Source organism: Streptomyces sp. NPDC050988, from assembly GCF_044456225.1.
In the GTDB taxonomy this organism is placed as follows: domain Bacteria; phylum Actinomycetota; class Actinomycetes; order Streptomycetales; family Streptomycetaceae; genus Streptomyces.
The window spans coordinates 157,752-177,912 of sequence record NZ_JBITFQ010000018.1 but is presented as its reverse complement, the minus strand read 5'-3'; the positions used below and the strand labels follow the sequence as shown (position 1 = coordinate 177,912).

Annotated in this window: 23 protein-coding genes and 1 pseudogene; 13 read left to right on the top strand and 11 right to left on the bottom strand. The window is 70.1% G+C overall.

Annotated elements, in window-relative coordinates; translation table 11 throughout:
• Positions 1-266 precede the first annotated feature (266 nt).
• The 6 genes from ACIBEI_RS31790 to ACIBEI_RS31765 all read left to right on the top strand — a co-directional run bounded on the left by ACIBEI_RS31790 (position 267) and on the right by ACIBEI_RS31765 (position 3,906).
• The gene (locus tag ACIBEI_RS31790; RefSeq protein WP_398893656.1) at positions 267-569 is read left to right on the top strand and encodes a hypothetical protein; all 303 of its coding nucleotides are present in this window, start codon (positions 267-269) and stop codon (positions 567-569) included.
• Between the two features lie 234 nt (positions 570-803).
• Complete coding sequence (locus ACIBEI_RS31785; protein WP_398893655.1) at positions 804-1,301, top strand: DUF5949 family protein; 498 nt, start codon at positions 804-806, stop codon at positions 1,299-1,301.
• Between the two features lie 2 nt (positions 1,302-1,303).
• The gene (locus tag ACIBEI_RS31780; protein ID WP_398893654.1) at positions 1,304-1,885 is read left to right on the top strand and encodes a vitamin K epoxide reductase family protein; all 582 of its coding nucleotides are present in this window, start codon (positions 1,304-1,306) and stop codon (positions 1,883-1,885) included.
• Positions 1,886-1,984: 99 nt separating this feature from the next.
• Positions 1,985-2,491 carry a hypothetical protein gene (locus ACIBEI_RS31775; protein ID WP_383385515.1) on the top strand — a complete coding sequence of 169 codons (507 nt, stop codon included), beginning with the start codon at positions 1,985-1,987 and terminating at the stop codon, positions 2,489-2,491.
• Positions 2,492-2,555: 64 nt separating this feature from the next.
• Positions 2,556-3,056 carry a tyrosinase family oxidase copper chaperone gene (locus tag ACIBEI_RS31770; protein ID WP_398893653.1) on the top strand — a complete coding sequence of 167 codons (501 nt, stop codon included), beginning with the start codon at positions 2,556-2,558 and terminating at the stop codon, positions 3,054-3,056.
• Complete coding sequence (locus ACIBEI_RS31765; RefSeq protein WP_398893652.1) at positions 3,040-3,906, top strand: tyrosinase family protein; 867 nt, start codon at positions 3,040-3,042, stop codon at positions 3,904-3,906. Before ACIBEI_RS31770 ends, ACIBEI_RS31765 begins: the two co-directional genes overlap by 17 nt.
• Before the next feature lie 137 nt (positions 3,907-4,043).
• Here the strand turns inward: ACIBEI_RS31765 and ACIBEI_RS31760 are convergent, their stop codons facing one another.
• The 7 genes and pseudogenes from ACIBEI_RS31760 to ACIBEI_RS31730 form a co-directional block, all read right to left on the bottom strand.
• Complete coding sequence (locus tag ACIBEI_RS31760; RefSeq protein ID WP_398893651.1) at positions 4,044-4,346, bottom strand: chaplin; 303 nt, start codon at positions 4,344-4,346, stop codon at positions 4,044-4,046.
• Positions 4,347-4,462: 116 nt separating this feature from the next.
• A pseudogene (locus ACIBEI_RS31755) lies at positions 4,463-4,750 on the bottom strand (MMPL family transporter); the annotation flags it as partial.
• Positions 4,663-4,935, bottom strand: a complete 273-nt coding sequence (locus tag ACIBEI_RS31750) for a hypothetical protein (protein WP_398893659.1) — start codon at positions 4,933-4,935, stop codon at positions 4,663-4,665. The pseudogene ACIBEI_RS31755 and the gene ACIBEI_RS31750, both read right to left, overlap by 88 nt.
• 267 nt (positions 4,936-5,202) lie before the next feature.
• Positions 5,203-5,517, bottom strand: a complete 315-nt coding sequence (locus ACIBEI_RS31745; protein ID WP_186001002.1) for a hypothetical protein — start codon at positions 5,515-5,517, stop codon at positions 5,203-5,205.
• Complete coding sequence (locus ACIBEI_RS31740) at positions 5,514-5,894, bottom strand: ArsR/SmtB family transcription factor (protein ID WP_398893650.1); 381 nt, start codon at positions 5,892-5,894, stop codon at positions 5,514-5,516. Before ACIBEI_RS31740 ends, ACIBEI_RS31745 begins: the two co-directional genes overlap by 4 nt.
• A 139-nt stretch (positions 5,895-6,033) precedes the next feature.
• A complete protein-coding gene (locus tag ACIBEI_RS31735; RefSeq protein ID WP_398893649.1) occupies positions 6,034-7,719 on the bottom strand; it encodes a serine/threonine-protein kinase in 1,686 nt (561 codons plus the stop codon).
• Between the two features lie 31 nt (positions 7,720-7,750).
• Positions 7,751-9,160 (bottom strand): histidine-type phosphatase, encoded by a 1,410-nt coding sequence (locus ACIBEI_RS31730; protein WP_398893648.1) that lies wholly within the window; start codon positions 9,158-9,160, stop codon positions 7,751-7,753.
• Between the two features lie 621 nt (positions 9,161-9,781).
• On the opposite strand from ACIBEI_RS31730, the gene ACIBEI_RS31725 reads away from it, so the two are divergent.
• The 4 genes from ACIBEI_RS31725 (at position 9,782) to ACIBEI_RS31710 (ending at position 14,915) form a co-directional block, all read left to right on the top strand.
• Positions 9,782-11,875 carry an ATP-binding protein gene (locus ACIBEI_RS31725; protein ID WP_398893647.1) on the top strand — a complete coding sequence of 698 codons (2,094 nt, stop codon included), beginning with the start codon at positions 9,782-9,784 and terminating at the stop codon, positions 11,873-11,875.
• A complete protein-coding gene (locus ACIBEI_RS31720) occupies positions 11,872-13,983 on the top strand; it encodes a histidine kinase (RefSeq protein ID WP_398893646.1) in 2,112 nt (703 codons plus the stop codon). The genes ACIBEI_RS31725 and ACIBEI_RS31720 overlap by 4 nt, the downstream gene beginning before the upstream one ends.
• The gene (locus ACIBEI_RS31715; protein WP_398893645.1) at positions 13,980-14,642 is read left to right on the top strand and encodes a response regulator; all 663 of its coding nucleotides are present in this window, start codon (positions 13,980-13,982) and stop codon (positions 14,640-14,642) included. Before ACIBEI_RS31720 ends, ACIBEI_RS31715 begins: the two co-directional genes overlap by 4 nt.
• 114 nt (positions 14,643-14,756) lie before the next feature.
• Positions 14,757-14,915 (top strand): hypothetical protein, encoded by a 159-nt coding sequence (locus ACIBEI_RS31710; RefSeq protein WP_398893644.1) that lies wholly within the window; start codon positions 14,757-14,759, stop codon positions 14,913-14,915.
• Positions 14,916-15,151: 236 nt separating this feature from the next.
• On the opposite strand, the gene ACIBEI_RS31705 is transcribed toward ACIBEI_RS31710, so the two are convergent.
• Complete coding sequence (locus ACIBEI_RS31705) at positions 15,152-16,069, bottom strand: NADP-dependent oxidoreductase (RefSeq protein WP_398893643.1); 918 nt, start codon at positions 16,067-16,069, stop codon at positions 15,152-15,154.
• Between the two features lie 699 nt (positions 16,070-16,768).
• Here ACIBEI_RS31705 and ACIBEI_RS31700 point away from each other — a divergent pair.
• Positions 16,769-17,005 (top strand): helix-turn-helix domain-containing protein, encoded by a 237-nt coding sequence (locus tag ACIBEI_RS31700; protein WP_398893642.1) that lies wholly within the window; start codon positions 16,769-16,771, stop codon positions 17,003-17,005.
• A gap of 108 nt (positions 17,006-17,113) precedes the next feature.
• On the opposite strand, the gene ACIBEI_RS31695 is transcribed toward ACIBEI_RS31700, so the two are convergent.
• From ACIBEI_RS31695 to ACIBEI_RS31685, 3 genes are read right to left on the bottom strand one after another with little or no spacing between them, the layout of a single operon-like run.
• Entirely contained in the window at positions 17,114-17,518 is a 405-nt protein-coding gene (locus tag ACIBEI_RS31695; RefSeq protein WP_398893641.1) for a hypothetical protein, read from the bottom strand.
• On the bottom strand, positions 17,487-17,906 hold the full coding sequence (locus tag ACIBEI_RS31690; RefSeq protein ID WP_398893640.1) for a DUF6415 family natural product biosynthesis protein: 420 nt from the start codon (positions 17,904-17,906) through the stop codon (positions 17,487-17,489). The genes ACIBEI_RS31695 and ACIBEI_RS31690 overlap by 32 nt, the downstream gene beginning before the upstream one ends.
• Complete coding sequence (locus tag ACIBEI_RS31685) at positions 17,903-18,112, bottom strand: hypothetical protein (RefSeq protein WP_398893639.1); 210 nt, start codon at positions 18,110-18,112, stop codon at positions 17,903-17,905. Before ACIBEI_RS31685 ends, ACIBEI_RS31690 begins: the two co-directional genes overlap by 4 nt.
• Before the next feature lie 172 nt (positions 18,113-18,284).
• On the opposite strand from ACIBEI_RS31685, the gene ACIBEI_RS31680 reads away from it, so the two are divergent.
• Together ACIBEI_RS31680 and ACIBEI_RS31675 are read left to right on the top strand one after the other, a co-directional pair.
• Entirely contained in the window at positions 18,285-19,037 is a 753-nt protein-coding gene (locus tag ACIBEI_RS31680; RefSeq protein WP_398893638.1) for a DUF6879 family protein, read from the top strand.
• A 9-nt stretch (positions 19,038-19,046) separates the two neighbouring features.
• Positions 19,047-19,910, top strand: a complete 864-nt coding sequence (locus tag ACIBEI_RS31675) for a helix-turn-helix domain-containing protein (RefSeq protein ID WP_398893637.1) — start codon at positions 19,047-19,049, stop codon at positions 19,908-19,910.
• The last annotated feature ends 251 nt before the right edge of the window (positions 19,911-20,161 follow it).

Here is a 20,161-nt window from a genome sequence, read left to right as displayed (position 1 = left end):
GCCGGGCGGGCTCCCGGTGCCCCGCGGCGGACTGCTGCCGTCCTGCCCCCCCGTCCCCGGCCGTCGGGCCGGCCCGTCACCCGGGCCGGCCCGACGGCTGTTTTCATATGAGGGATCCCATTTGAGGATTTGACACACCCTTCAATTGGGTGGCTTCCAGAAATTTTCGGGGAACGGAGTTTCCGCCCGGAACGGGGATCGTTGGGCAGGGCGCAGTTCAGCGAAATTTCCCTCCGGTGACGCGAGTTGCCGACGAAAGGAACACGATGAAGTCCCTGAAGGCCGCCGCAGCCGTCGCCGGGTCCCTGGTCATCGCTGCTGCCGCAGCGCCCGCCTTTGCCGCCGACCTCACGCCCTCCAGTCTCAACGGCGGCCTCGACTCGGCGCTCACCGCGCTCACCAACGAGCCGGTGGACGCCGCGGACGCCATGCCCCTGCAGTCGCAGTCGAACGCGCTCGACACGTCGAACAAGGACTCCGTGCTGAACACCGTCGACGGCGCGACGAAGGCCCTCAACTCGGCTGAGGGTCCCACGGGGCTCCTGGGCGGACTTCCCCTCCAGAAGTGACTTCGGACGCAACTCCGGACGCGGCATCGGACGTAACTCCGGAAGTGCCGAAGGGCCGGTTCCGCATCACGCGGAACCGGCCCTTCGGCCTGTTCTCCGATTATCCGCGCCGTTCCGATTGTTCTTTCCGGCCGTTCGACACCGTCCCCCGTTCGTGTGGAGACCTGTGCGGAAATCCCCCGGGCGAGTGAGAAACGGAGCGGACGCATTCCGGCGCGTCGATACGGTTCCGCGGTGACCTCAACATCAAGCGAAACGCGTTCTTTCCGTGCCGCCGACCTCGGCACGCTCGTCGTGATGGCGTGGAGCGGCGAACACCCCGACGGCGACATGCCCTTCCTGCTGGCCTACTCGCTCGGTGACGGCGAGGGCGGCCCCGAGGGCTCCACGGCCGCCGTCGAGCAACTGCTGCACCGCAGCGGCCTGCCCATCGGCGACGAGATCGTCGACGGCACCCGGCAGCCCAGCTTCCCCGTCGGTCTGCTCGTCGAGGCCGGCCAGGCCGTCGTCACCATGGCCCACCTCAACGCCCAGTGCCCGGTGCCGCCGGAGTGGCTCGCCGCGGTCGGCGAACGCGGCTACGCCTACTTCCTCTTCACCACCCGCCCCTGGCCCGAGGCCGAGCCGGGCAAGCCCGTCGCGCCGGAGGCACTGGCCGCGTTCGCCGGCGACGAGCAGACCCTGAACAGCGCGGCGCACGCCCTCCTCCCGGCCCGCAGCCTGCGCGGCTGACGATGCGCACCGCGGGCGCCGGCCGCGCGTTCGCCCTGCTGCTGGTGATCACGGGCGCGGCCGGACTGCTGGCCTCCTGGGTCATCACCATCGACAAGTTCAAGCTGCTGGAGGACCCGGACTTCACCCCGGGCTGCAGTCTGAACCCGGTCGTCTCCTGCGGCAACATCATGAAGAGCGACCAGGCCTCCGCCCTCGGGTTCCCCAACCCGATGCTCGGTCTGGTCGCCTACGGCATCGTGATCTGCGTCGGCGCGAGCCTGCTGGCCGGTGCCGCGTTCCCACGCTGGTACTGGCTGACGCTCGACGGGGGCACGCTGTTCGGCGTCGGATTCGTGACGTGGCTCCAGTACGAGTCGCTCTACAGCATCAACGCGCTGTGCCTGTGGTGCTGCCTCGCCTGGATCGCCACCGTCGTCATGTTCTGGTACGTCACGGCGTTCAACGTACGAAATGAATTCCTGCCCGCACCCGGCTGGGTGAAGGGATTCCTCGCCGAATTCACGTGGGTGCCGCCGGTCCTGCATCTCGGGATCATCGGAATGCTCGTGTTGACGCGGTGGTGGGACTTCTGGACGAGCTGACAATTGCATCCACCGGGGGAATTTTGATCTGTTGTCGTTCGCCGGGTCGTTACGCGTTTCGGACGCAGCCCCCCGAATCCCGAAAGGCCCGTGCCTGAGATGAAGTCGACCACCCGAGGAACTCTTGCCGCCGTCGTCACCTGTGTGGCGGCCGCCGTCGCGACGCCCGCCGTCGCGGCGGACGGGATCCCGGTCGCCGTACCGCTGGACGGTGTGGAGAACTCGCTGAACATGGAGATGCCCAGGATCGGCGGCACCCTGCCGCTGCCCACGCCGGGCAACCCCGACGGGCCGCGGTACGTCGAGGGACGGCTGCTGCCGGACCGGGCCGTCCCGCAGCTGCCGGTCACCAGCGACCTGCCGTCCCTCGACCTGCGTACGCCGGTGCCGCGCGTTCTCGGGGACACCTTCGACCACGTCGCCGCCAGCACGCCCACGTCGGACCTGCGTGCCCTGACGCCTGGTGCCTCGTTGGACGCTCCGTTGACCGCACCTCAGGCGGACAAGCTCGGTCTCCCGGCGCCGAAGCTGCCCGAGGTCGGTCTCCTTGCGCCGGTTCTGCAGGCGGCACCGGGGGCGAACCTGGGCCTCGCGCCCGGGCTGTAGACACAACGGGCCGACCGGGTCGTCAACCGGCCGTGCGGGCCCGACAGTTCATGGAGGAGTACGGGTGGCAGTGGCGAACGGCACGCGGCGAGACGTCCTGAGAGGGCTGCTCGTCGCGGCCGTCACCGCCGCCCTGGCTCCGCTCGTCGCGGCCTCGCGACCGTCGCGCGCCGAACCGCCAGCGTCCGGCGAACCGCCCGCGTCCGGCGAACCGGCCGGGCCCGAGGCCGGGTTCGAGACCGGACCCGAGACCGAGTTCGAGGCCGAGTTCGAGGCCGACTTCGACGAGATGTACCGCGGACGGTGGATCCGCGGGTTCGAGGACGCCACGGCCGGCGCGGCCCCCGCCGGGCAGTGGCGGGTCACCGTGGACGGTCGGCCGTTGCACCTCATGCGGCGGGCCGACGGCGGCTATCTGAGCATGGTCGACCACTACCAGTCGTATCCGACGCCGCTCGCCGCCGCCCGCGGCGCCGTCGACGAACTGGGCGGCGCACTGCGGCTGCGCGCGGCCGCCGCGGAGGCGGGGCCGGGGGAGGGGCACGGGCATGGCGTACACGCGTAAGAACGTGAGCGCGCTGACGAAGGCCGAACGGCGCAGGCTGGTCGGCGCGTTCCTGGAGATCAAGCGCACCGGCGAGTACGACGAGTTCGTCCGCGTGCACATCGACCACTACGTGTCGGACGGTGACGGCGGGCTGCGTGCGGCCCACATGGCGCCCTCCTTCCTGCCCTGGCACCGGCGGTTCCTGCTGGAGCTGGAGCGGGCGCTGCGGCGGGTCGACTCCGGGGTGTCCGTGCCGTACTGGGACTGGACGAAGGACCGGACGCCCGCCGCCTCGCTGTGGGGGGAGGACCTGCTCGGGGGCAACGGGCGGCGCTCCGACCGGCAGGTGACGACCGGGCCGTTCGCCTACCGGCACAAGAAGTGGGTCGTCAAGGAGTCGATGACCGACGGCGAGTACCTCACGCGCGACTTCGGCCGGCCCCACGATCCGCTCGCCCTGCCCACCGCGGACGAGCTGGCGCGGGCCCTCAAGGACCCGGTGTACGACACGGCCCCCTGGGACTCCACCTCCTCCCGCGGCTTCCGGAACAAGCTCGAAGGGTGGGGGACCGGGCAGGGCAACGACGCCTGGCGCAACCACAATCGCGTGCACCGCTGGGTCGGCGGGCACATGCTCGGCGGGGCCTCGGTCAACGACCCCGTCTTCTGGCTGCACCACTCCTTCGTGGACCTGCTCTGGACCCGCTGGCAGAAGCGGCACCGAGGGGCCCGGTACCTGCCCGCGTCGCCGCCGGAACTCGGGGACCGGCAGCGGGGGCGGGTGGTGGCGCGGCACGAGGAGATGCCGCCTTGGGACGTGACGCCGGACGAGCTGGAGGACCTCAGCCGGATCTACCGGTACGTCTGATGCACCGGTGACGGCGGACGAGTTACGGGTGACGAGTTACGGGTGACGAGTTACGGGTGTTCTGTGACTCGTGACAGGTGAACAGGGGAAGGCCCCCGGTGGTGTGCCGCCGGGGGCCTTCTCGTGAGTGCGGTGACTCAGTGGCCGTAGCCCTTGGGGGCGTGTCCCTTGGGGCCGTGGTGGCCCTTCGGGCCGTCGTCGAGGTTCGCGCACTTGTTGCCGAACGTCGGGTTCAGCAGGGCGATGATGTTCACGGTGTTGCCGCAGAGGTTGACCGGCACGTTGACCGGGACCTGGATGACGTTGCCCGACAGGACGCCGGGCGAGCCGACGGCCTTGCCCTCGGCGCCCGCGTCCGCCATGGCCAGACCGGCTCCGCTGATCACAACGGCACCCGTGCCGAGGGCCACACCGGCCGCCTTCGCGATGCGAGACTTCACGTTCACTCCTTCGATTTCGGTGAGCGCGGCTGCTCCGACGCGACCGCACAGACCGTTCAACGCGAAGGCCCACAGGGGGTAACGGTACTCATCCGGGCATCATCCACCAAGATGCTTCATATGGGGTGATAAAGCATATGAGTGTCCTCCTTGTTCGGATCCTGGTGGCGGTCCGGCCCCGGCTCGCGGAACAGGCGGCCGGGCCACCAGAACCAGCGGCCCAGGTCGAGCGCGAGGGCCGGCACCAGGACCGTACGGACGAGAAAGGTGTCCAGGAGGACGCCGATGCCGACGATGACGCCCATCTGGGCCATCGTCACCAGAGGCAGCCCGGCGAACACCGCGAACGTGGCGGCCAGGACGTCGCGCAGGGCGTCTCCAGTTCCGTGTTGACCTGTGCGGACTCGGAGCCGCCCGGCAGGAAGGCGTTGGCGCTGGAGTCCTCGACGTCGCCGAGCTTTCCGGCGAGCGGGCCGAGTGCGACGGCCAGGATCAGCCAGGCCGCGAGGACGAGCATCCCCCAGAGGGGGGACCCCCAGCCGCGTCGGCCGTCGGGCGCACCGGTGGCGCGCTGGAGCAGCGCACGCATGAGTAGTCTCCTTCGTGTGGAGCGCGCCGCCGGTCGACGACCGGCACGGGCTGGTCCATGACCGGCTCCGGGCGCACGTGGGCCCGCGCCACGGCGCAACAGGTGTCACGACCTGCCGTGGCGTTCGGGATGTGTGTCAGGGATGTCGTTCCGCTTCGGTACGGCCGGGAGTTGGCGCTCCCGGCCGTACGCGGGGTGGTTCGGTGGTTCGGTTCAGCGGTGGTTCGGGTCAGCAGTAGTGCGGTGGCAGGCCCTTGGCGTCGCCCGCTACTCGATCTCGCGCATCATCTTCTCCATCGAGTTGACCGACAGTCGCGTCTGCGTCAGCTCGTCCAGGGTCTGTCGCTGCTCCTCGACCGTGCGGCGCTGCAACTCCACGGTGTCCTCCAGGAGTTGGGCGTACTTGGCGGCCAACTCCTTGTACTGCTGCTCGCGGGCGGCCAGCATCCGGGCGCGCCAGGTGGCGGCGACCTGCCAGACGATCACGATCAGCAGGGAGAAGAGCCCGGCCGCGCCGACGGCGCCGACCAGAACCCCCAGCTCGTCGGCGCTCGCGGCGGTCGTCACCAGTTGCTCCTTCACTTGGTTCCCTCTTTCGCGGTCCTCGTGGTTTTCGCGGGCTGATCCGTCTTGTCCGTCGGCTCGGTGATCGTTGTGGCCGCCTGTGCGACGAGACGCGGTGTCAGCCGGTAGCAGAACGGGGCGACTTCGAAGTACTTCATCGCCTTGCCGTCCTCCGAGAGTTCGAGCGTGCCGACGATCAGTCCGGCCGCCTCCAGCCGCTGCAGGTGCATGTGCAGCAGCGGGCGGCCCATACCGATCTCGCGGGCCAGCGCGCTGACGTAGTTCCGGCGCTCCAGGAGGGCCGCGACGATCCGCAGGCGATGCGGATTGCCCAGTGCGGAGAGCACCTTCAGCAGCTCGTCGCCGGTTGGTTCCGGAGGCGGGACCTCGGGCATCGCGCCCCTTTCCTTCGTACCTGTCAGAAAAGGCTGACAGCTGTCTCCCGGACCTGTCAAAGACTTCTGACACATCTCGGGGATGACATCGGGGGCGTCTCAGGGTCGCGTCAGGGTTGCGCCGGTGTCGGGACCCGGCTCACTGGCGTGTGCAGCGGCCCTTCGGGTCGGCGGCCGGGGGACTGCACTGGAGGCTGTAGTCCGCCGACGCCGTGCTCAGGTAGCGGCCGACGCAGGTGGTCGACGTGGTCCTGCCGCGTTCCGCGCAGAAGCTGAGAGCGGCGCGGCCGTCGGTGAACGGGCCCGGGGCGTAGATGACCCAGAAGCCCGGGCGGAGCGACGCGTAGTCGTCGCTGCGGACGTAGACCGCCTCGGGGACGGACTTGCGGATGGCCGCGAGCCGTTGGTCCCGCGTGGCGGTGCCGGCGCCGACCGGTTCGGAGAACAACTGGGCGATCCACCGGCCGCCGGAGGGGGGCGGGGTGGCCGTCTCCGAAGGGGACGCGGCCGGCTGCGAGGCCGCCGTCGACGGCGACGACGGTGAAGGTGTCGGCGTGGGCGTCCGCTTCGCGGACGGGGAGGTCGCGGTGCCGGACGCCGAAACGCCGCCGCCCCGGGCCTTGCCGTCGTCGCCGTCCGACTCGCGCAGGTTGAGGACGAGCGCGGTCGCGGCTGTCGCGAGGGCGGCCACGACGACGGCGACGGTGGCGATGAGGGCCGGGCGCCGCCCGGTCCCACGCGGGGGCACGTTCTGGACGCGCGTCGGGTGCTCGCCGACCGGCTCGGCGGGCACGGGAGCGCCGGCACCGCCTCCGCCCGGGCTACCGGGAACGCCTTCGCCCGGTCTGCTGGGACCGCTTCCGCCCGGACCGCCCGGACCATCGGGAACCGTGCCGCCGGACGCCGGCGGCCCGGGCAGGACGTGCGTCGGTGCCGTCGTGGGCCCGGGCGGCGGCGGGGCGGTCGCCGGGAGCGGGGCCGTGGCCGGGGCCGTGGCCGTCGGCAGCGGCCAGTCCGGAGTCGTACCCGACTCGACCTGCGCCAGCATCGCGTCCAGCCGGGCCGCGTCGGGGCGGGCCGCCGGATCCCGTACGAGCAGGGCCTGGAGCACGGGCGACAGCGGGCCGGAGCGCACCGGCGGCGGTACGGCCTCGTCGAGGACGGCGGCGAGGGTGCCCAGGGTGGTGCCGCGCCGCAGCGGGCTGACGCCCTCCACGCAGACGTACAGGACGAGCCCCAGGGACCAGAGGTCGGACGCCGGGTCGTCGTCGTTGCCGCGGATCCGCTCGGGGGCGATGTACTCGGGGGAGCCGATGAGTTCGCCGGTCGCGGTCAGCGCGGTCGACCCCTGGAGGGCGGCGATGCCGAAGTCGGTGAGCACGGCGGAACCGTCGGCGCGCAGCAGGATGTTGGCGGGCTTGACGTCCCGGTGCTGGATGCCCGCCGCGACCGCGGCGCGCAGGGCGGCGAGCACCTGGCGGCCGAGCCGGGCGGCCTCCGAGGGGGCCAGCGGGCCGTCGGCCAGCCGCTCCTGGAGCGAGACTCCGTCCACCAGTTCCATGACGAGCCAGGGGTGCGGGTCGTCGTCGATGATGTGGTGGATCATCACGACGTTCGGGTGGCTGATCCGGGCGAGTGCCCGGGCCTCGCGCAGCACCCGCTCACGGACGGAGTGGGAGGCCGCCGCGTCGTGCCGGACGGCCTTGAGGGCGACCTCGCGGTGGAGCACGCTGTCGCGGGCCCGCCACACCGTCCCCATACCGCCGCTGCCGAGCCGCGCGAGCAGCTCGAACCGCCCGTCGACCATGTCCCCCGATGCGTTCATGGCGGACAGATTAGTGGGGCCGGCCCGGACCTCAGGACGTCGGGTGCGTACGTCCGAAGCAGCGCTCCAGTTCGTTCAGCTCGTAGAACGTGCTGCCCTTGGCCACCGGGCGGCAGCTCTGCTTGAACGCGGTCTCCTTCTCGTTGTAGAGCATGCGTACGAGATAGGTGCGGCCCTTGCGGAACACGTCCCACTGGATGTTCGCGGCCATGGGCGCCATGGACGCGCCGCGCCAGGGGTTGTCGGCGTAGGTGTACGGGCGCTGGGCGGTCACCGGCCTCGTACTGCCGGGCAGGCCCATCAGCGCGGCCAGCGGGATGATCTCCTCGGCGTGGGTGAAGCGCAGTTCCGCGCCGAGGCTGCTGGTGCCGTCCCGCCTGGCCTCGGCCTTCTTGAAGAAGTCGTCGAGCAGCACGCCGGCCATCTTGTACGTGATGTCGCTGTCGGCGAAGCCGGGGCCCTTCTCGTAGAAGTCCTCGGCGTCGCTCAGATACCCGAACCAGGCGGCGTCGCGCGGCGCGATGTACCGCTCCATGTGCCAGCCGCGGCCGCCCGGGCTCTCCTCGCTCATCGCCGGGGCGATGCCGTAGAGGTTGTAGACCGCTTCGGCCGCGTCGACGTCGCTGCCGATGTCCGAGAACTCTCCCGCGGAGATCCGCGCGACGAACGCCGGTTTGAAGATTTTCTTCAGTACGTTCACGGCGGCGCGGTGCGTGGCCGGCTGGTCGGTGACGCTCTTGAGGGTGTCCGCGAGCCGCTTGTCGTTGTCGATGTAGTCGCGGTACGCGGCGCCCCCGGCCGCCTTGTGGAAGTAGAGCAGGTCCTCGTCGGCGCGGGCGGGCCCGATCAGCGGCTTCAGCGCGGGGTCGGCCTTGGTGAGCGCGGTCGCGAACTCGCCCGCGCTGTCCACCGCGCGACCCTGCCCGGAGCTGACGACGTCGATCGGCTCGCCGTCCTTCGCGATGTGCGCGAAGAGTCCCGGGAGCCGCTTCTCCATGCGTACGGCGGTGTCCTGGATCTCCTGCCTGCCGCGCCTGCTCAGGTTCCCGTACCCGACCTCGGCCATGGCGTCGAGCAGCGCCCGCACCCGGGGCCCGAACTCCCTGCCCGCCTCGGTCAGCTGCCCCTCGCTCGCCGCCCGGTCCCACAGCCTGAGGACGAGGTCCCCGTCCTCGCTGTCGGTCGCGGCACGGGACCCGTGCCGGGAGACGTTCTCCGTGAACACGGGCTCGAATCCGCGGGGCGCGGCTTGGTAGGTGCGCGGGTTCTGGCCGGGCTCGTACGACGCCTTCGTTCCGTAGCTTTCACGGCTGCCGGCGCTGTGGCCGCCGGTCGAGTGGCTTGCGGCGTGGGCGGGCAGCGCGCCGGAGAGGAGGGCGCACAGGGCGAGGGCGAGGGCGGGGGTGACGCCGGGGGCAGGACGGGGGGAGAGGTGTCTCATGGGTCGTCGCTTCATGGGTGGGCCGTCGTTTCGTCGGGCGGGGAGGCCGTGTCCGCGGTTGCGGCCTCTGGGAGGGGATCGAGGGGATCGGGGGGACGAGGGGAACGAGGGGATCCGTCGTGGATCGAACGATCCGCCGTATCGTTTCCGCCGCGGGTCAACACCGGGTGACCGGTGCGTGGCTCGTTTCCGACCGGTGGTCCATGGAGGGACCATGGGCTGGTCAAGGGCGGGTGTGGGTGGGTGCACCCGCTTCGTACGCCAGCTTCCGGACCGACCGTCCTGAAACCGCGGACACCGACCCGTGCGAAGGGTTCGAAGGGTTCTCCGACGAGTTCGAGCCAACTTGGATCCTGGGTCCGCCGAGCGCGCATCCTCCGAGCGCACATCCTCGTGCACGTCCGGGACAACAGCGGTCACTCTCTGTCGGTCATGAACTCCCGCGACGCGGTCGCCAGTCGTCTCGCTACGGTGACGAACAAGCTCTTGAACAGGGGAAATTCGACAGGAGCGGCGGGGGAACGGCGAGCTGTGCCCGGACGACGGAGCGCAGCGCCGCAAGGCCGTGGGGTGGGGATGAGCGGACCGGCGGGGGCGGCCGAGGGTGCGGCGGAACATCCTGTGAGGAAGCGGATCGCGTGGACGCTGTGGATCGGCACGGTGGCCATGGGCCTGGCGACCACCGCGTTCGTGCTGCCGACCGGTTCGTATCCACGCCCGGAATGGCACCCCTGGGCGGTGGCGGTGTTCCAGCCCGCGGCACTCGTGGCATTCGCGTACCCGGGATTCGTGGTGGCCCGTCGTCGGCCGCGCAATCGCGTCGGCTGGCTGCTGTTGGTATCCGGGTTCGGAGGTGTTCTCGATTCCCTCGGACATGCGCACGCCGTTTACGCGCTGGCCCATGACCTTCCGGGAATCGGACTGTCGGCGTGGGTGTCGAACTGGGCTTTCGCGCTGAACTTCTTCCCGGTCTACGCGTTGCTCCTGTGCTTCCCGGACGGGCGGTTTCCCACCGGACGCCGACGGATTGCCACCTGGTACGTCGCTGCGTGTGCCGTATTCGTGATGTGCACCATCAGCTTCATTCCCGGGTCCATCGACCGGGACTATTTCCCCCAGGTGCAGAACCCGTTCGGCGTTTCCTGGCTGATGTTCTTCCACCGCTACGAGGGACTGATCTCGTTTCTGGTGGTCGCTCTGCCTTTCCTCGCCTCGGCCTGCTCGTTGCTGCTCCGCTTCCGTCGCTCCACCGGGGTGGCCCGTCTGCAGTTCAAGTGGGTCGCGTTCGCCGCGTTGGCGGCTGTGACCCTGGTGGTGGTGACCATGCCGCTCCACCAGGGTGCCTGGGGAACCATCGCCATCGACCTGGGTCTCGTCGTGCTCAGCGCCTCCATCGCCTTGGCGATCGTGCGTCACAACCTCTTCGACATCGACCGGCTGCTGAGCCGTTCACTGGTGTACCTCGGCCTGACGGGGTGTGTGGTGGGGCTCTACGCGGGCACGGTGAGCCTGTTCGGGCTGCTGCTGCAGCGGTCGGCCTCCGGGGTGGCCCCGTTGCTGGCGACCGGCGTGGTGGCCGCGGCTCTGCAGCCGCTGCGGACCGTGCTGCAGAAGACGGTCAGCCGACTGGTGTACGGCCTGCGGGACGACCCGTACGCGGCGCTGGCCGGTCTCGGCCGACGGCTGGAGGCGGTCGGCGCCCCGCAGCGGGTACTCCCGGAGGCCGCCGCCACCGTGGCGGAAGCCCTGCGTTCCCCCTTCGTCGCCATCGAGCTGGACGGCTCGGCGATGACCGGCGGCACGTGGGCACGCGTTGCCTTCCACGGTGCCGAGACCCCCGTCGTGGTGCGTCTCCCACTGGTCCACCAAGGTGAGGAGATCGGCACGCTGGCCATCGCCGCGAGATCGGCCGAGGAACGCTACTCACCCGCGGACCTGCGGCTTCTGCAGGACACGGCCCGGCACATAGCCCAGGCGGCGGCGAGCGTACGGCTGTCGCTGGACGTACAGCACTCGCAGAAACGGGCAGTCGCCGCACGGGCCGAGGAACGCCGCCGCCTCTCCAAGGACCTGCACGACGGCATCGACCCGGTCCTCACCGAAGCGACCTCCACGGTGGAGGAGGCCGCGGCGCTGGTGCGCACCGCCCCCGACCGGGCCCACGAACTCCTCGTCACCGCACTGGACCGCGTGCGCCTCGGCGGCGAAGACCTGCGCCGCATCTCCATGGGCCTGCGGTCGCCCGTCGACCAGCTGGGGCTCCGCGAGGCGGTCCTCGGCTACCTCGACCGTGTCTCGCTGACCGTGCACGTCACGGTGCCCGACGAGCTTCCCCGGCTTCCCGCGGCCGTCGAGGAGGTCACGTACCTGACCATGACCGAGGCGGTGACGAACGTGCTGCGGCACGCCCGGGCCGAAAGCTGCTGGGTGAGCCTGGAACTGGGCGACGAGCACCTCACGCTGAGGGTGGCCGACAACGGTCAGGGACCTCCCGAAGCCTTCCGGCCGGGTGCCGGGCTGACCTCGATCCGGGAGCGTGCCGTCGAGATCGGCGGCAGCTGCGCCTTCCGGGCACGCCCCGGCGGCGGGAGCGAGTGCGTCATCTGCCTCCCTCGCCCATCGGCCGACACTGCACTCCCGGCGACCCGGGACCGGCCTCCCTGGCAGCCGGGAGCCGACCACCGCCAGGGTGATCGTGCTGGAGGTGAGCCATGAACGAGCTCACGGGAAGCCGGGCGGCGCGCGCGACCCGTCGAGGGCCGCACCCCCTGACGCGTCTGGCGACACGGCGGACCGCTCAGGCGCTGTGGGCCGCCACGGTGATCACCGCGGTCGCCGGCGCCGTCCTCGCGGTCCTGTCCCGTGCGACGCCGCGTCCGGACTGGCATCCGTGGTGGCTGATGGTCGTAGAGGCGCCGACCGGTGCGGTGCTTGCTCAGCTGGGACTGCTGGTGGCCGTCCGCCGACCGGGCAATCCGGCGGGCTGGCTCCTGCTGGCTGCGGGGTCCGGCGCGTCCTTCGACCTGTTCGTCCACGCGTACGGGCTCTACGCGATGCCGCGTGGGCTGGCCGGGGCCGTACCGGCCATGTGGGCGACCAACTGGTCGTTCGTGTTCTTCGGCTTCCCGCTCATGCTCCTCTTTCTCGTGTTCCCCGGCGATCGTCTGCCTTCTGCGGGCCGGCGATTCGCCGCGCGGTACGTGGTCGCCTGCGGGTGCGTGATGATGCTCATCGGGGCCTTCATGCCGGGACCGCTGGGATCCGGTTACTTCGGCGCGCCCAACCCGGCGGGCATCGCGGCACTGTCGTTCGCGGTGACGCACGTGGGCGCCGTGTCGGTCCTCATGGTCCTCTTCCCCTTCCTGCTGTCGATCGCGTCGATGCTCGTCCGGTACCGGAGCTCCACCGGGCTGGTGCGGCGGCAGCTGAAATGGGTGGCCTGGGCGGCTCTGGTGAGCGTCTGTCTGGTGACGGTGCACATCGTGCTGCTGGACGGCCCGGCGGAATCCCTCGCCATGGACGCCGTGCCCGCGCTGCTAGGCATGGCCATCGCGATCGCCATCACGCGCCACAACCTGTTCAACATCGACCGCCTCCTGAGCAACACCCTGATGTACGCCGGACTGACCGCCGCGGTGGCCGGCCTCTACATCGGCACCGTCAGCGCCTTCGGGCTGCTGCTGCGTCACTCCGCCTCCGGCCTGGCCCCGCTGCTGGCCACGGGCGTGGTGGCCGTACTGCTGCAGCCCCTTCGCGCTGTGCTGCAGCGCCTGGTGAGCCGGTTCGTGTACGGCCTGCGGGACGACCCCTACACGGCGCTGGCCACGCTCGGCCGGCGCCTGGAGACCACGAGCGCCCCGAAGGACGTCCTGCCGGAGGCCGCAGCGACCGTGGCCGAAGCCCTGCGCCTGTCCTACGTGGCCGTCGAACTGGACGGCCGGTCGACACGAGGCCCCTACCGCACGCGTGTGGCCACGTACGGCACCGAGGTCGAGCACCCGCTGAGACTGGCCCTGGTGCACCAGGGAGAGGAGATCGGCGCCCTGCTCGTCGGGCCCAGGTCGTTCGAGGAGCACTTCTCGGCGGCCGACCTGCGCCTGTTGCGGGACGTGGCCCGGCACATCGCGCAGGCCGCGTCGGCCGTGCGTCTCGCACTGACTCTGCAGCGCGCCCAGGAGCGCGCCGTCGCCGCGACGGCCGAGGAACGTCGCCGCCTGGCCCGGGATCTGCACGACGGGGTCGGGCCCGTACTCACAGGCGCCACCTGGACCCTCCAGGCAGCCGTCACCAAGCTGCGCAGCGATCCCGGCGCGACACACGAACTGCTGGCCACCACCCTGATCCACATCCGTCAGGGCACGGAGGACCTGCGCCGGATATCCACGGGCCTGCGGTCGCCCGTCGACCAACTCGGGCTCCGCGAGGCCGTGCTGGTCCACCTCGACCGCGTGTCCCTGCCGGTGGAGTGCGAGCTGCCCGACGAGATTCCCCGGCTTCCGGCCGCGGTGGAGGAGGCGGCCTACTGGATCCTCGCCGAGGCCGTCGCCAATGTCCTCAGACATGCCGACGCCGACACCTGCCGGGTCTCCCTCGAACTGGGTGATGTCCTCGTTCTGACCGTTGCCGACGACGGCAGTGGTCTTCCCGGCCGGTTCCGCCCCGGGGTGGGCATGGGGTCCATGCGGGAGCGTGCCGTCGAGATCGGCGGCAGTTGCGAGATCCGCCCGCGCACCCGCGGTGGGACGGAGGTCGTCGCCCGCCTGCCGTTCACCCTGGCGGGCGCGGAACACATCGGCAACTCGGCGGAGGGCGGGATCAGGTGACGGAACAGGAGATCCGCGTGGTCATAGCGGACGACCACGCGTTCACCCGGTACGGGCTGCGTGTCCTGCTCGAATCGGACCCCGGCATCACCGTGGTGGCGGAAGCGCACGACGGCCGCGAAGCGGTGGAACAGACACTCAAGTTCTGCCCCGACGTTGTCGTCATGGACGTACGGATGCCCAACGGCAGCGGGCTGTGGGCGACCCGGGAAATCCAGAGATCCCGCCCGGGAACCAAGGTCCTCGTCCATTCCGAATACGAGGCGGATCCCAATGTGATGGCCGCGATGCGCGCCGGCGCGTCCGGCTTTCTCATGAAGGCCGGAGACATCACGCAGATCCTCCGTGCGGTCCACGACGTCGCCGCCGGAGCATGGATCTTCAACCTTTCCGACACCGCCCGCATCCGCCCCTGGTTCGACGAACTGAGGGAGGCCAGACGGGACACCGCCTTTCCTCAACTCACCGCGCGGGAAAGGGAAATCCTCGACATCATCGCCGCTCCCGGACAGACCACCGCCGGTGCAGCGGCCCGGCTGGGCATCAGCACCAAGCGGGTCGAGAACGCCCTGACCGACATCAAGGCCAAACTCGGCGCGCCCGACCGTGCGGAACTCGTCGTCATGGCCCGGGCCGCAGGCCTCGGCACAGGGCGATGACCTGCGGATCCCGTTCCGGCGGTAGGCAACTCCCGTGACGGTGGGAGCCGTTCGGACCCACGCTCTTCCCAACGGACGAGGCATCGACCGGGACCAGGCCAACGGGAGAAGCAGATGCAGAGCAACAAGCAGGAACCCGCTACCGAACGGCTCGAGAGGCGGCGTACGGCTCGAAGCTGGGGCAGGACCGTACGGCTGTGGATGCCGGTCGTGGCGACCACGGTCACCACGGTTGTCGCCGCCTACGAGGCATGGCTCGGACGAGGTGCCTGACCGGCCCTGATGTGAGCGCCCCGGCAGCACTCGACCCCGCGGCCGAGCGCTTGGAAGGTGTGCGGGCCCGAGCGGGTGTTGCTCACCTGTGTGCTCACCTGTGTGCTCACCGGTGTGGTGAGCAGGCCGCCCACGTACGAAGGCCGCCAAGGCCCTTGCTGCCGATTCCGGGGCGCCCGCTCGATGGTCGCCCCGGACAGCTCCCGACAGCCGCGGCCGGCCCCGGACAGTGAGAGCTACGGCCGGAGCACGATCTTGCCGTGGGTCCGCCGCCGTTCCAGCTCGCGGAACGCGTCGCGCACCCGGTCCAGCGGGTAGGTGCGCGCGATCGGCACCTCCAGCTCCCCGCGAGCGGCAAGCCGGGCCAGCTCGCCGACCACGACCGCGCTCGCCGCCGAGCCTTCTCCATAGGTTCGCGCACCGATCCTGGCCGCGGCCCGCCAGTCTCGGATCGTGTTGATCCGCTCGGGGCGCACGCCCAGCTCCACCGCCAGGTCCACGTAGCCGTCGCCGAACGTGTCGATGAACGCGTTTACGTTCCCGCCGGAAGCCTGCCGGATCCGTTCGGCCATGCCCTCGCCGTACGTGACCGGGACGACACCGTGCTCCTTCAACCAGGTGTGGTTCCGCTCGCTCGCCAGCCCGATCACCGTCGCGCCGCGCCGCCGCGCGAGCTGGACGGCGAGGGATCCGACACCGCCCGCCGCACCGGACACCACGACCGTTTCGGCCGGTTCGGGGTCCACCGCGAACACGGTGGCGTACGCGGTCGTGCCCGCCACGTACAGCGAACCGGCCACGTCCCAGGAGAGTCCCGCGGGACGCGACACCAGATTCACGTCGTCGACCACGACCAACTCGGCGTGGCTCGCCCGATCGTGAGTGAACCCCAGGACCTCGTCGCCCACTCCGAAACCGCGCGCCTGCGTGCCGACCTCCACCACGACTCCGGCCAGGTCGCTGCCCTGCCCGGAGGGGAACGTCGCCGGCCAGCGGTCGTGCCGAGCGCCCTCGCGGATCATCACCTCGCCCGGTTGGATCCCGGCCGCGCGGACCTCGACCAGCACCTGCCCGGGGCCGGGTGCGGGCCGCGGCACCTCCTCCACCCGCAGCACATCGATCCCGCCGTACGTATGGAACCGCACCGCCTTCATCGCGTGATCACCGCACTTCCTCGCTCGGACAGGGCTCGGACGGCCACACGCCGGCTGAACACACATCGACCCGGGCCGTGCCGTTCAATGGCCCAGGACGGAGCGGTATTCCCAAGAACGCCGCCGCCGGCGACACGGCCCGCCCCGGCAACGTGCTTGTGGCCCGACCGCACCGCGTCGCGCGGGTACGCGGAGATTCGGCCTACCGGCAAAAGGCAGTCATTCGAAGGCGTTGCGTGGCGGCGCTCCTCCGCGTCGAGCCGCACGTGACCTGAACAGCAAAAAAGCCCTCCCGGACGGGAGGGCGGGGATAGGCGCCCCCGGCAGGACTCGAACCTGCGGCCAAGCGCTTAGAAGGTGTGCGAGGTTTAGCGATGTGCCTACCTGCGTTTTTGCTGGTCGCGTCGAACCAATCTAAGGAAAGGCGCTTGGCCTATCTCTCGGAGACTTCGACGGAAAATCGACGGCCCCGCCCCGGGCTCTAGCGTACGAGCCCGGGGCGGCCCCGGAGTGCGGTCCCGCCATCTGGACGGGGCGACCGACCTCGCGCGAGGGTGTCCGCCGCATCCCCGGGGGCCCGCCACGAGGGCGGGCGCATACGGAGGGGGGTAGGCCCGTGACATACCCACGCCCTCCAAGATCACACGATGTGCCGTCAAGGCTACATACTTTCGATCATGGACTCGCGAGCGTGTACGGGTGCCACGCACCACCTCCTCGCCCGACTGGGTCGTCACGCGCAGACAGCAGATCGGTGACCAGATCAGAGCGGCACGCGTCCACGCGAACCTGACGCAGCAGCAGGTCGCCGAGCAGATCGAAATGGACCGGGCGAAGTACAACCGCATCGAGCAGGGCCACGCCTCGCCGCTCCTCGACACGCTCATCCTGATCTCGGGCGCGCTGGACGTGCCGCTCGCAGACCTCGTGAGGTGACGGCCGCGCCTCAGCAACTGCAGGCCAAGCCGCCCGCCTTGGTCGGCTTGTACACGCCGCCGCAGCGGTCGCACATGATGCGCAGGATGGCGCCGGTCAGTGCCCGCATCAGGTGCGCGTTCCCACCGCGAGGGTGTCGCAGCCGGACAGCCGGATCATGGTCCGCAAGATGATCGCCGTACGGCGCTCGTCGAGATCCATGACGCGAACGAGGCTCGTCCGGTGCGCGATCCCCGCTACCGACAGAACGAGGTCCAAGAACGCGAGCGCCGCCTCGTCCAGGCCGAGTTCGTAGAAGCGACTGTCCAACCGCTCCCACGCCAGGCCGAGCGTGCCGTCCAAGTTGCTGTAGACGAGTGCCTTGCGGACGGTGCTCCGAGAGAGGATCTGCTCCTCTGTGGCCAGCGCCCACACAGCTACCTCTTCGCCGAGGCTGCCCGCGAGGGCGAGCAGCTGCTCGCCGAGGGGCGGCTCGACGACCTCATCGGCCGAGGGTTCGGCTTTGATCTCCATTGGGCTCTTCCTCCTTCGCCAGTGTGCGGAGCAGGCCTTCGTAGTGGTTGCACAGGGCATTCAGCGCGCGTGCGAGGCGTCGGGCGTACGCGGCCGCTCCACTCAGGCCAGGGCCTGGCTGCGCCCGGAGCTTGCCGCGCACCTCTACGACGCAGGCCCGGGCGCAGTACCGAGGGATGCTCTCCTGGTCGAGGCGCGAGGCCGCCTGTTCCACCTCGGGGGCAAGCAGCTCCAGGTGCCCGCGCAGCGTGCGGATGAGCGTGTCCAGCTCGTCGGCGGACGGCGGCAGCACGTCCGGCGCGGCATCGGGGCCGAGGAGAATTTGTGCGGTCTCGCGCATCAGCGAGAGGTCTGCCGGCAGGGGCTCGACGTGCTGTTTCGTGCTCATGCGGCCGGTGCCCCTCGCTGCAGCGTGTGCGCCAGCCGCAACGCGACCTCCGCGCGAACGCGACCGAGCTCCACGAGACCAAGGGCCGGCGAACCCGCATCGACCGCGAGGGACGGCAGCACGATGCCGACCTGATCGAGTGCCGTTCTCAGTGACTCCATGGCCGTGAAGGGATCGACGTCTTGCGACTCGCGTGTTTTGACCATGAACAGGACGGTACGAAGGCCCCGTTGACACGCGCGATGCGATGTTCTCGAATGTTCTCGCTGTCTGGCCAAATGTTCTCGTGTGGTCTCACACAGGGGAGTGCACGCTGTAGATCGGCACAGCGCACCTGGTGATGCTGGTGGCGACAAGTCCCACACCAAGGGAGGCGACATGGCGCGACGACTGCGCTTCAACGGCACGGACAGCAAGAACGGCGCATGCCCGGCGGTTCACCAGGACCTCGACAGTGGCGAGATCATCGTCCAGGGCACACCCGTCACCGACCCGAACGACCTCCGCCAACTCCAGCACTTCGGCCCCGGCGACGCGGCGGTGGCTGTGCCTCGCGAACTGCTGGTGAACCACGGGCCCAAGGAGATGGAGCGTGTGACCAAGCTGATCAGCCTGGAGGAGTTCGGCCGGCTCTTCCACAACTTCGAGCACTCCGCCTGGCACCTTGAGACTCGCCGCGGCTACGCCTCCGACAAGGAGGACCTGGGGTACGAGGAGTTCGTCCAGACCGGCCAGGCCCCGATGGACCTGGACAGCGAGTGGTGCACCAACATCCGTCGGCAGACCTCTGCGGGCAAGTACGTCGGGCGGGTCCGCGTCGTCGACAATCCGCCGACCGAAGGCCAGTTGTTCCTGCTCAGCTACGCGCGCTGCAACGCAGCCACGGGCGAAGACGCACGGAACCTGTGGCGCCAGGACGCCGAGCAGGCACACCTGCCCGCTGAGGACTTCTGGATTTTCGACAGCCGCCTCGTGGCGGTGCTCCGCTTCGACGACCAGGACGTCTTCCACGACGTGCAGGTCATCACGGAGCCTGCCGAGGTCCTGCGGTACTGCCAGGTTCGGGACGCCGCCGTCCACGCCTCCATCCCGTACGACCAGTTCGCGGCACAGCTCAACCCGAAGGGCTAAACGGCACCGGTGAGCACGGACTACCAGCAGGCCCGCGAGGTCCTCGGCATCCGCTTGAGGGAGCTGCGCCTTACGGCCTCCGGCGGGCGGCTCACCGGTACCCAGCTCGCACAGCGGCTCGGCTGGCCGCACTCGAAGGTCTACAAGCTGGAAGGCGGACGGCAGACCGCGACCGTCGAGGACCTCCGCGCCTGGGCCGAGGGCGTCGGCCACCCCGATGCCTTTGACGAACTGGACGCGCGGCTCAAGGGGTTCGAGTCCCATATCCGATCTTGGCGCCGCCAACTGGCCTCAGGACACCGCCCCGTACAGGACACCTGGAACCTCGAAGTCGGCCGATCGAAGGTCATCTACGCGTGGGAGGAGGCCGTCATCCCCGGCCTCCTCCAGACAGCCGACTACGCCCGCCACATGTTCCTGCGATACGCAGACCTCCAGGGCTCAAAGCCGGACACCGACGCGGCCGTACGCGCACGGCAGGAGCGCCAGACGTGGCTCTACACAGGCGGCCACAAGTTCCACACCCTGATCTGGGAAGCCGCCCTCCACGCCCTGATCTGCCCCCCGGCCGTCCTCGCCAGCCAACTCGACCGCCTCGCGGGCACGATCGGCATGGACACCGTAGAACTGGGGATCATCCCGCTCGGCGCATCCCTCAAGATCCCCACAGCGAACGGCTTCTGGGTCCTGGACGACAGGCTCGTCATCGCCGAGGACTGGCACGCCGAACTCTGGCTGGACGACGCCGACTCCGTCGCGACCTACCTCCACGTCTGGCACACCCTGCGGGAGTCCGCGGTGTACGGAGCGGACGCCCACAACGTCATCAATCGCGCCCGCCGGACCCTGAACCCGCGGGACCTCACCAGGTGACCGGATCCGGGCATGACGAAAGGCCCCCTCCCGCCCGAAGGCGAGAGGGGGCCATCCTGTTCACACGTACACACGACGTTGCGGATCCAACCCGGCAGCCAGCGGAGACGTCGGCTCCTCACTCGGATCCGGGGCGCCATCCTTCCGGCAGACCAAAGCATCGGGGTCGTAGCTCGGGGTCTGCCAGCTGTACCCCTCCGGACACGACTCCCCTGCCGGCCCTCGCTCCCCGGTTTCACCCTGCGGGCCCT

What these genes read in the sequence shown, in the direction of transcription:
- ACIBEI_RS31720 (WP_398893646.1), top strand. Translation starts at nt 11,872, where the DNA reads ATGAACGAGCTCACGGGAAGCCGGGCGGCGCGCGCGACCCGTCGAGGG.
- ACIBEI_RS31710 (WP_398893644.1), top strand. Translation starts at nt 14,757, where the DNA reads ATGCAGAGCAACAAGCAGGAACCCGCTACCGAACGGCTCGAGAGGCGG.
- ACIBEI_RS31690 (WP_398893640.1), bottom strand. Translation starts at nt 17,906, where the DNA reads ATGAGCACGAAACAGCACGTCGAGCCCCTGCCGGCAGACCTCTCGCTG.
- ACIBEI_RS31695 (WP_398893641.1), bottom strand. Translation starts at nt 17,518, where the DNA reads ATGGAGATCAAAGCCGAACCCTCGGCCGATGAGGTCGTCGAGCCGCCC.
- ACIBEI_RS31790 (WP_398893656.1), top strand. Translation starts at nt 267, where the DNA reads ATGAAGTCCCTGAAGGCCGCCGCAGCCGTCGCCGGGTCCCTGGTCATC.
- ACIBEI_RS31705 (WP_398893643.1), bottom strand. Translation starts at nt 16,069, where the DNA reads ATGAAGGCGGTGCGGTTCCATACGTACGGCGGGATCGATGTGCTGCGG.
- ACIBEI_RS31780 (WP_398893654.1), top strand. Translation starts at nt 1,304, where the DNA reads ATGCGCACCGCGGGCGCCGGCCGCGCGTTCGCCCTGCTGCTGGTGATC.
- ACIBEI_RS31775 (WP_383385515.1), top strand. Translation starts at nt 1,985, where the DNA reads ATGAAGTCGACCACCCGAGGAACTCTTGCCGCCGTCGTCACCTGTGTG.
- ACIBEI_RS31685 (WP_398893639.1), bottom strand. Translation starts at nt 18,112, where the DNA reads ATGGTCAAAACACGCGAGTCGCAAGACGTCGATCCCTTCACGGCCATG.
- ACIBEI_RS31680 (WP_398893638.1), top strand. Translation starts at nt 18,285, where the DNA reads ATGGCGCGACGACTGCGCTTCAACGGCACGGACAGCAAGAACGGCGCA.
- ACIBEI_RS31740 (WP_398893650.1), bottom strand. Translation starts at nt 5,894, where the DNA reads ATGCCCGAGGTCCCGCCTCCGGAACCAACCGGCGACGAGCTGCTGAAG.
- ACIBEI_RS31730 (WP_398893648.1), bottom strand. Translation starts at nt 9,160, where the DNA reads ATGAGACACCTCTCCCCCCGTCCTGCCCCCGGCGTCACCCCCGCCCTC.
- ACIBEI_RS31735 (WP_398893649.1), bottom strand. Translation starts at nt 7,719, where the DNA reads ATGAACGCATCGGGGGACATGGTCGACGGGCGGTTCGAGCTGCTCGCG.
- ACIBEI_RS31765 (WP_398893652.1), top strand. Translation starts at nt 3,040, where the DNA reads ATGGCGTACACGCGTAAGAACGTGAGCGCGCTGACGAAGGCCGAACGG.
- ACIBEI_RS31750 (WP_398893659.1), bottom strand. Translation starts at nt 4,935, where the DNA reads ATGCGTGCGCTGCTCCAGCGCGCCACCGGTGCGCCCGACGGCCGACGC.